At 67.4% G+C, this 8,446-nt stretch carries 9 protein-coding genes; 5 read left to right on the top strand and 4 right to left on the bottom strand.

Features of this window, described 5'->3' with window-relative positions:
• Positions 1-158: 158 nt before the first annotated feature.
• Together ASE59_RS18345 and ASE59_RS18340 are read left to right on the top strand one after the other, a co-directional pair.
• Positions 159-1,064, top strand: a complete 906-nt coding sequence (locus ASE59_RS18345) for an XdhC family protein (RefSeq protein ID WP_056459846.1) — start codon at positions 159-161, stop codon at positions 1,062-1,064.
• Positions 1,054-1,695 (top strand): NTP transferase domain-containing protein, encoded by a 642-nt coding sequence (locus ASE59_RS18340; RefSeq protein WP_056459845.1) that lies wholly within the window; start codon positions 1,054-1,056, stop codon positions 1,693-1,695. Before ASE59_RS18345 ends, ASE59_RS18340 begins: the two co-directional genes overlap by 11 nt.
• Before the next feature lie 434 nt (positions 1,696-2,129).
• Here the strand turns inward: ASE59_RS18340 and ASE59_RS18335 are convergent, their stop codons facing one another.
• The 4 genes from ASE59_RS18335 to ASE59_RS18320 form a co-directional block, all read right to left on the bottom strand.
• Positions 2,130-3,509, bottom strand: coding sequence for a UdgX family uracil-DNA binding protein (locus tag ASE59_RS18335; RefSeq protein WP_056459842.1), 1,380 nt, complete (start codon positions 3,507-3,509; stop codon positions 2,130-2,132).
• Positions 3,509-3,985: a hemerythrin domain-containing protein gene (locus ASE59_RS18330; RefSeq protein WP_056459839.1), complete on the bottom strand. Its 477-nt coding sequence runs from the start codon at positions 3,983-3,985 to the stop codon at positions 3,509-3,511. Before ASE59_RS18330 ends, ASE59_RS18335 begins: the two co-directional genes overlap by 1 nt.
• 117 nt (positions 3,986-4,102) lie before the next feature.
• Positions 4,103-5,350 carry a putative DNA modification/repair radical SAM protein gene (locus tag ASE59_RS18325; RefSeq protein ID WP_056459837.1) on the bottom strand — a complete coding sequence of 416 codons (1,248 nt, stop codon included), beginning with the start codon at positions 5,348-5,350 and terminating at the stop codon, positions 4,103-4,105.
• 42 nt (positions 5,351-5,392) lie between these two features.
• Entirely contained in the window at positions 5,393-5,833 is a 441-nt protein-coding gene (locus tag ASE59_RS18320; RefSeq protein ID WP_056460173.1) for a MarR family winged helix-turn-helix transcriptional regulator, read from the bottom strand.
• A 100-nt stretch (positions 5,834-5,933) separates the two neighbouring features.
• Here ASE59_RS18320 and ASE59_RS18315 point away from each other — a divergent pair, with 100 nt between their 5' ends.
• From ASE59_RS18315 to ASE59_RS18305, 3 genes are all read left to right on the top strand, one after another.
• A complete protein-coding gene (locus ASE59_RS18315) occupies positions 5,934-6,359 on the top strand; it encodes an organic hydroperoxide resistance protein (RefSeq protein ID WP_056459835.1) in 426 nt (141 codons plus the stop codon).
• An 85-nt stretch (positions 6,360-6,444) separates the two neighbouring features.
• The gene (gene uxuA / locus ASE59_RS18310; protein WP_235515845.1) at positions 6,445-7,641 is read left to right on the top strand and encodes a mannonate dehydratase; all 1,197 of its coding nucleotides are present in this window, start codon (positions 6,445-6,447) and stop codon (positions 7,639-7,641) included.
• Between the two features lie 48 nt (positions 7,642-7,689).
• A complete protein-coding gene (locus tag ASE59_RS18305) occupies positions 7,690-8,442 on the top strand; it encodes a FadR/GntR family transcriptional regulator (protein WP_056460169.1) in 753 nt (250 codons plus the stop codon).
• Positions 8,443-8,446 lie beyond the last annotated feature (4 nt).

Below are 8,446 nucleotides of genomic sequence, written 5' to 3'. Positions count from 1 at the left end.
GGGGGGGGGGGGGGGGGGGGGGGGGGGGGGTAGGCCGGCAAGGGAACGGAACGCCTCGACAACCATCCGACCCACCCCCAACCCCTCCCTTGTCAGGGAGGGGAGGCAGCTCCCATCTTGTTGGCGCCCGCCCGTTAAATCCCCATCATCGGAACCACATGGCCGACAACGACTCCGTCCTCACCGCCGCGCACGACTGGGCCGGAGCCAGGCTGGCACTCGCCACCGTCACCTCGACCTGGGGGTCCGCTCCCCGCCCGCGCGGCAGCCACATGCTGGTGCACGAAGATGGCCGGTTCGAAGGATCGGTGTCGGGCGGCTGCGTCGAAAGCGATATCCTCGCCACCGCTGCCGAGGTGATCGGCGGCGCGCCTTTCGCACGCAAACGCTACGGCGTGGCGGACACCGCCGCGTGGGAAGTCGGCCTGCCCTGCGGCGGTGAGATCGAGGTGATGGTCCAGCCCGTCGATGCCGCCGGCTTCGACCCCGCGTTGTTCGACACCATCGCCACCGCCCGCGCCCAGGGGCAGGCGATCGCCCTCACCACCGACCCGGCCACCGGCCGGACGCAGGTCGGGGAGGGTGACGGCTTCGTCAACCGCTACGACCCGCCGCGCCGGTTGCTGATCGTCGGCGCGGTGCAGATCGCGCAGGGTCTGGCCGGCATGGCCCGCGAACTCGGCATCGCCACGACCGTCATCGATCCACGCGCGCGCTTCCTGACCGAGGAACGCTTCCCCGGCGTCACGCTCGACGATCGCTGGCCCGACGAGGCGCTGGCTGCGCTCAAGCCCGATGCCGCCACCGCCGTCGTGACATTGAGCCACGACATCAAGATCGACGATCCCGCGCTGATCGAGGCGCTGAAATCCCCCGCCGCCTATGTCGGTGCGCTGGGATCGCGGCGCAGCCATGCCGCGCGGCTCGAACGTCTCGCGGCCGCCGGAGCCGAGGGCCTTGAGCGCATCGACGGCCCGGTCGGGCTGGACATCGGCGCGATCGGCCCATCCGAAATCGCGCTGTCGATCGCCGCGGCGATGGTAAGGAGCTTCCATGCACGCTGAGGATACCGCGCTGATCCTGCTCGCCGCCGGTCGCTCGCGCCGCTTCGGCGACGCCGACAAGCTGGCGCAACCGTTCCTGCACAAGCCGGTGGCCTATCATGTCGTCACCGCGCTGGAGGCGGTTCCGTTCCTCAAGCGGATCGCGGTGATCGACGGGACCAAACTCGACTTCGCGTCGCGCGGGTTCGACGTCATTGTCAACGACGATCCCGCCGCCGGCATGTCGCGCTCGGTCCAGCTCGGCCTGCGCGCCGCGCGCGCGGCCGGTGCGAAGGGGGTCGTGATCGCGCTCGCCGACATGCCGCGCATCACCGCCGCGCATGTCTATCGCCTGCTCGACACCGCACAGGGCGACGATGCGGTGGTCGCGTCGAGCGACGGGACCAAGCCCTGTCCCCCCGCCGTGTTCGGGCAGGGGCGCTTCGATTTCCTCGAATCGCTGGAGGGCGATGCCGGCGCCCGCGACCTCGTCCGCGCTGGCCGCCACGTCATCACCGCCCCCGCCGAACTGATCGACATCGACACCCCCGAAGACCTCGACCGCCTGCGCGCCATCGCCGAGGCTCCCGAACAGCATGACGCGATCACCCTGCCACAGCCGCAACCCTGGCACCGTCCGCGCGCCGATTGATTTCCTACAGGTCGGGGCTGCGATAGGCCCGGCCGGATCAGGTTCACGCGGAGGCGCGGAGAAGAAGAAGGGATTTGATCGCGCAAAGGCGCAAAGGGCGCGGTGGGGTTGTGGAGTGGGCGATCGCAGCCGGTCTGGCGAAGCCTTATCCCATTCCGCGCTCATGGAGAGCCGCTGACGCGGCGAGCGCAACCCCTCAGCGCCCTTTACGCCTCTGCGCGAAAAAATCTTCTTCTCCGCGCCTCCGCGTGAAACCGATCTTTCTACCGTAAGCCCCAAACGGCACCCGCGCGAGGGCTGGGGCATCACCCGGCTCCTGCCGCCTCCGGAACCGGACAGATGCCAGCCGTCGCCGGCATGACGGCAAGCCCTAAACGGAGGAAAGCGTTACAGCGACAAGAACGCGGCAAGTGTGAACTTCGTGAACTTTGGCCTCACGCCATCGCCGCCGCCGCGCCCTTCAGATCCTCGACGAACCGCGCAAACTCTTCTTCCGCCTGCACTTTATCGGGCAGCCGCAGCAGGAAGCTCGGATGCACCGTGATCCACGCCGCCCCGCCATCAGCCAGCGTCAGCACCCGCCCACGCTCGCGCGAGATCGTCACCGTCTTGCCGGTCAGCGACCGCGCCGCCGTCGCGCCGAGCGCCACCGTCATGCGCGGGCGCAATATGCCGCGCTCCTGCTCGATCCACCAGCGGCAGGCATCGATCTCGCCCACGCCGGGCTTCGCATGGATGCGCCGCTTGCCGCGCGGCTCGAACTTGAAATGCTTGACCGCGTTGGTGACGTACACCCGCGACCGGTCGATTCCCGCCTCGGCCATCGCCCGGTCGAACACCTGCCCGGCTGGTCCCACGAACGGCCGCCCGGCCAAATCCTCCTGATCGCCCGGCTGTTCACCTACGACCATCATCGCCGCATCGACCGGCCCTTCGCCGAACACCGTCTGCGTTGCCGGTTTCCATAAGGGGCAGCGCTGGCAGCCCGCCGCCTCGTCGCGCAACGCCGCCCACGCTACCTCGCTATTGCCGCCGGGTGCCGCTCGTGCCGTTTCGATCATCGCCGCCTCGCGTGCCTGTGCCCCCGCGATCAGCGCCGGGACCAGCGCGGTTTCGGGCATGTTCTTCCAATATTTGCGCGGCATTTCCTTCAACATCGCGCCCTTCTTCAACCGCGCCGGATTGAAGATCGATGCGTAGTATGTCTTCCACACTTCCTCGACCGGATCGCCATCGGGCGCGTCCGCCTTGGTCGCCGCCGGCCCTTCGTTCAGCGTCTCGCCGTCCCAGTGCAGCGACAGCTCGGGCGTAAGGATCGACCAGCGCATCGCCGCGAACCGGTCGACGAAGAAGCGCGCATTGTGGCGGATGATGTGATGCTCCGGCTCGAACCACGCGACGAAGCGGGTGGTCCCATCCTCGGCCACTTCGCGAAACCGCAGAAAGGCGCGCATCTTGTGGATGTCGCGCCGCACTGCCTTCGCCATTTCCTCCAACCGCCGCATTGCCGGATCGGCCTTGTCGTCGATCAGTCGCGGTTCGACGATCAAGCGGGTGAGCATCGCATAGAGCAGCGCGAACCGCTCAGGATCGGCATGCATCGCCACCGTCCGCGCCAGATCGATGAACGCACGCGGCACGCGGGGGGCGGGGGCGTTGCTGTCGACGATCGCCTCGTCGCCGAACAGGTCGGTGGGCAGGTCGCCGACCTGCCACACCACTTCGGACGGCGCGACGCGCTGCGCGGCGAGCGACCGGGCGGCATCGCGCCACCCGTCGAAATCATCCGCCGCCGCCAGCGCCGCTACCCGCATCAGTCGCGGTCGTCGCCTGCTTCCGACGACTCGGCGATCTCCAGTTCCTTGGGTTTGCGCTCCTCGAACACCTTGGCGATGCGCGCCTCCTCGGCATCGCTCAGTTCCTCGGCGGCGGCGGGAAACATCTCTTCCTCTTCCTCGTCGATATGATGTTCGTAGCGGTGCCGCATTTCGGCAAAGCGCTGGTTCCACTCGTTGCTCGCCGGATCGAGCTTCGAGATTTCGCCCAGATAATCGTCGATTTCCTTGTGCTCCGACACCGAATGCCGCGCCTCGTCGCGCAGGTCGGGATTGGCGAGCATCGTCGCGTACAGCGCTTCCTCCTCGGCGGCGGCATGCGCCGACACCTCGACGCGGAATTCCTCGAACAGTTCGGCGCGCTCGTCACCGCTCGCCGCGTCGATGCGCTGGAGCAGGTCGCGGTGCCGGTCGTGGTCGGCTTTCAGATCGGCATAGATGCGGGCGTCGGCCATGGCGGAAGTCCTTTGAATGGTTCGGCCAGACCAACGGCGGGGGTGAGGGGAGGTTTCTCTTGCGAGACGTTTTCCCCCCCGCCCCGTCATTCCGGCTTTTGCCGGAATGACGGCGGTTCAGCCGAACAACTCCATCTGATCCGCCTTCTTCGGCGCCACCACCGGCCGCAACTCGGCGCGGTCGGACAGCACCACCGGCCGCCAGTCATCGGCGACGATGAACGGCCGCAGCTTCGCGATCGACACGGTCAGCCGCGCGACATCGGCCAGCGACAGCCGCCGCCAGCGCCGCGCGGTCAGGATCGCATTGACCGCCTTCACCCCCAGCCCCGGCACGCGCAGCAGCATCTCGCGCGGCGCGCGGTTCACATCGACCGGGAAGCGATCGCGAAACTTCAGCGCCCAGGCGAGTTTCGGATCGATATCGAGCGGCAGCATCCCGGTCGCATCGTCCGCCGCCGCGCGCACCTCGTCGGGGCGATAGTCGTAGAAGCGCATCAGCCAGTCCGACTGGTACAGGCGATGTTCGCGCATCAGTGGCGGGCGTTGCAGCGGCAGCACCGCCGATGCCTCCGGGATCGGGCTGAACGCCGAATAATAGACCCGGCGGAGCGAGAAGCGGTCGTACAGCGTCGCCGCCTTGCCGACGATATCGCTATCGGTCGCGGCATCCGCACCGACGATCATCTGCGTTGACTGCCCTGCCGGTGCGAACTTCGGCGCCGATTTGTAGCGTTTGCGCGCGTCGCGCCCGTCCTCGATCGCATGGGCGACGTCCTTCATCGCTCCCTCGATCTGCGGCGCGGACTTTTCGGGAGCGAGCCGCTTCAGCCCGCCGATCGTCGGCAGTTCGACGTTGATCGACACCCGATCGGCATAGACGCCTGCCAGATGGACCAGCTCGGGGTCGGCATCGGGAATGGTCTTCAGGTGAATATAGCCGCGAAAGTCGTGATCCTCGCGCAGCGACCGCGCGACCTCGACGATCTGCTCCATCGTATAGTTGGACGATCCGATGATCCCCGACGACAGGAACAGCCCCTCGATATAGTTGCGGCGATAGAAGCTGAGCGTCAGCGCCACGACCTCCTGCGCGGTAAAGCGCGCGCGGCGGACGTTCGACGATTTCCGATTGATGCAATAATGACAGTCGAAGATGCAGCTGTTCGTCAACAGGATCTTCAGCAGCGAGATACACCGGCCATCGGGCGCATAAGCGTGGCAAATGCCCATGCCCTCGGTCGACCCGATCCCCTTGCCATCGCGCGAATTGCGCTTGGCGGTGCCCGACGACGCGCACGACGCGTCATATTTCGCGGCGTCGGCCAGGATCGCCAGTTTCTGCCGTGTGTCGAGCTGCGCCATATGTTCAATATATGTTCTGACGCCGCCGGGACCAAGGGGTAATCAGGTCAAACCCTTGGCCAAGGCCGACCGTAATGCGGTAACCTCCGCATTCAACGCGGCGAGCCGTTCGGGGGCCATGCCGCTGCGCGCGACGATCATCGGCGCCAGGCATCCGCTTTCCGCCCAGCGCGCCCGGCCGGCGTCGGTCAAGCACACCCGCACCTGCCGCTCGTCGGCCGGATTGCGCACCCGCGTGACCAGCCCGGCCGCTTCCATCCGCTTGGCGAGCGGCGTGATCGTGCTCGGCTCCAGCGCCAGCCGGTCGGCGATCGCTCCGATCGTCCGGCCCTCCGCGGCATCGCTCAGCGTCATCAGTACGAGGAACTGCGGATAGGTGATGCCCAGCCGATCGAGCATCGGCTTGTACGTCCGATTGATCGCGATCGTCGCGGCATAGAGCGAGAAGCACAGCTGGTCGTCGAGGGGCAGGGGATCGGTCATGTCGCTGGCATAGCCGATTTTCTTGTTGCGATAAATAATGCTGGACAACGGGATAACGCAACCATAGATACCTATCGCGATAAATAATGGAGCGAACATCATGTCGGTTGACGTCAAGTACAGCACCACCGCCACGGCCACCGGCGGTCGCGAGGGCCATGCCCGTAGCGAGGACGGCCGCTTCGACGTGAAGCTGTCGACCCCGCGCGAACTGGGCGGCGCGGGCGGCGACGGCAGCAATCCCGAACAGCTTTTCGCGGCCGGCTATGCCGCCTGCTTCATCGGCGCGCTGAAGGTCGCGGGGCAGCAGTTGGGAACCAAGGTGCCCGCCGACGTCACCGTGACCGCCACGGTCGGCATCGGTCCCCGCGTGGCCGGCGGCTTCGGCATCACCACCGACCTGCAGGTGGCGCTGCCCGGTGTCGATCGTGACGAGGCGCAGAAGCTGGTCGATACCGCACACACCATCTGCCCCTATTCGAACGCGACGCGCGGCAATGTCGACGTCGGGCTGGTCCTCGCCTGATCCGATATTGGACTGTCCAATATTCGACATTGGCAAGGGGGGTTTGAATATCCTATCCCCGTCCGTGAAATCCGATCTAGGATAGGTGCGGACGGGGGAGGGTGGCCAGTTGCTGATGACACAGACGATGCGGTGGTTCGGTCCATCGGATCCCGTAACGCTGGCCGCCATCCGACAGGCGGGGGCGACCGAGGTGGTCACCGCGCTGCATGAAATTACCAATGGCACCGTGTGGCCACGCGAGACGATCGCCGAACGCAAGGCGATGATCGCCGATGCCGGGCTTGGCTGGACGGTGGTCGAAAGCCTACCGGTCCACGACGACCTGAAAACGCGCGGCCCCGGTTGGGATCGCTATATCGATGCCTATCGCCAGAGCCTGACCAATTTGGCGGCGGAAGGCATCACCGTCGTCACCTACAACTTCATGCCGCTGCTCGACTGGACGCGGACCGACCTTGGCTGGTCGCTGCCCGACGGCGCACGCGCGCTGCGCTTCGAATGGGAAGCGGTCGCCGCCTACGACATCCATATCCTGCAGCGCCCCGGTGCCGAGCGCGACTATCGTCCGGCGCTGGTCGAGGCCGCCGCGCGCCGGTTCGCGGCGATGGACGATGCGGCGCGCGCGACGCTGGAGGCGACGATCCTCGCCGGCCTGCCGGGCGCGGAGGAGAGCTTTACCTCGGCACAGTTCCGCGACGCGATCGCCAACTATGCCGGGATCGACGCAGATCGGTTGCGCGACAATCTGATCGCGTTCCTGGATGCGGTCTGCCCCCATGCCGACGCGCTCGGCATCCGCATGGTCGTCCATCCGGACGATCCGCCCTTTCCGATCTTCGGCCTGCCGCGTGTCGTCAGCACCGAAGCCGATGTCGTCGCGCTGTTCGATGCCGTCCCCAGCCCCGCGAACGGGCTGTGCTTCTGCACGGGATCGTTCGGAGTGCGCGCCGACAACGACCTGCCCGGCATGGTCCGGCGGCTGGGCAGCCGCATCGGCTTCCTCCACCTCCGCTCGGTCGATCGCGAAAATGGCGACACGGCATTCCACGAGGCCGAGCATCTGCGCGGCGATGCGAATATGGCGGCGGTGGTCGCGGCGGTGCACGATGTGTCGCGGGGCGAAGGGCGCAGCATACCGATGCGGCCCGATCACGGCCACCAGATGCTCGACGACCTCGCCCGGCACACTAATCCGGGCTATTCGCTGCTCGGGCGGATGCGCGGGCTGGCTGAGTTGCGCGGGCTGGAACTGGGCATCGCTCACGCCGCGGCGGGCTGAGCACTGCCCTATTGTAACCGCCGGACGGCTATGGGATCGCTCGGGCTGATGAAGCAGCGCAACGAAAAGCTCTATCAGCGGGTGTCGACCGCGATCGCCGCCGCGATCGACGAGGGCCGCTATCCGGTGGGCACGCGCCTGCCCGGCGAACGCGACCTAGCCGAGACGTTCGCGGTCAGCCGTCCGACGGTGCGTGAGGCGATGATCGCGCTGGAGATCCGCGGGCTGGTCGAGGCGCGGCACGGCTCCGGCCTGTACGTCATCGCCACTTCCGCCGACACGTCGTCGCCCGCCGAGCTGGACGTCGGCGCATTCGAACTGATCGAGGCGCGCATCCTGTTCGAAGGGGAGGCTGCTGCGGTCGCGGCGACGGTGATCGATGCCGAGGCGCTGGCCGATCTCGATGAATCGCTGGCGGCGATGGCGGCGGTCGATCCGGCCGATCCCGCCGCGGTCGAGGCCGATCGCCGTTTCCACCTGCGCATCGCCGAGGCGACCGGCAACACGGTGATCGCGGCGGTGGTCGAGATGCTCTGGAACCTGCGCGACCGTGCCCCCTTGAGCGCGCACATGTTCGCCGAGGCGCGGCGCGAGGGCGTGCATCCCCGCGTCGAGGAACACCGCCTGATCGTCGATGCCTTGCGGGCGCAGGACCCGGCCCTTGCGCGTCAGACGATGCGCGACCACCTGCGCCGCGTGGTCGACGACCTGCTCGCCGCGACCGAGGTAGAGGTGCTGCGCCGCGCGCGGTCGGAGATCGAGACCCAGCGCGGCATGGTCGCCCGGCGCCTGCGCGTCTGACCCC

It is taken from the genome of Sphingomonas sp. Leaf10 (genome assembly GCF_001421245.1).
Classification (GTDB): Bacteria; Pseudomonadota; Alphaproteobacteria; order Sphingomonadales; family Sphingomonadaceae; genus Sphingomonas.
The sequence above is the reverse complement of the archived record's forward strand: the minus strand, read 5'-3'. Positions and strand labels throughout refer to the sequence as shown.

Bases quoted from the DNA above. Each gene is read 5' to 3' on its own strand.
- ASE59_RS18330 (WP_056459839.1), bottom strand. From the start codon at position 3,985: ATGGCCGACGCCCGCATCTATGCCGATCTGAAAGCCGACCACGACCGG.
- ASE59_RS18345 (WP_056459846.1), top strand. From the start codon at position 159: ATGGCCGACAACGACTCCGTCCTCACCGCCGCGCACGACTGGGCCGGA.
- ASE59_RS18315 (WP_056459835.1), top strand. From the start codon at position 5,934: ATGTCGGTTGACGTCAAGTACAGCACCACCGCCACGGCCACCGGCGGT.
- ASE59_RS18325 (WP_056459837.1), bottom strand. From the start codon at position 5,350: ATGGCGCAGCTCGACACACGGCAGAAACTGGCGATCCTGGCCGACGCC.
- ASE59_RS18340 (WP_056459845.1), top strand. From the start codon at position 1,054: ATGCACGCTGAGGATACCGCGCTGATCCTGCTCGCCGCCGGTCGCTCG.
- ASE59_RS18335 (WP_056459842.1), bottom strand. From the start codon at position 3,509: ATGCGGGTAGCGGCGCTGGCGGCGGCGGATGATTTCGACGGGTGGCGC.
- ASE59_RS18320 (WP_056460173.1), bottom strand. From the start codon at position 5,833: ATGACCGATCCCCTGCCCCTCGACGACCAGCTGTGCTTCTCGCTCTAT.
- ASE59_RS18305 (WP_056460169.1), top strand. From the start codon at position 7,690: ATGAAGCAGCGCAACGAAAAGCTCTATCAGCGGGTGTCGACCGCGATC.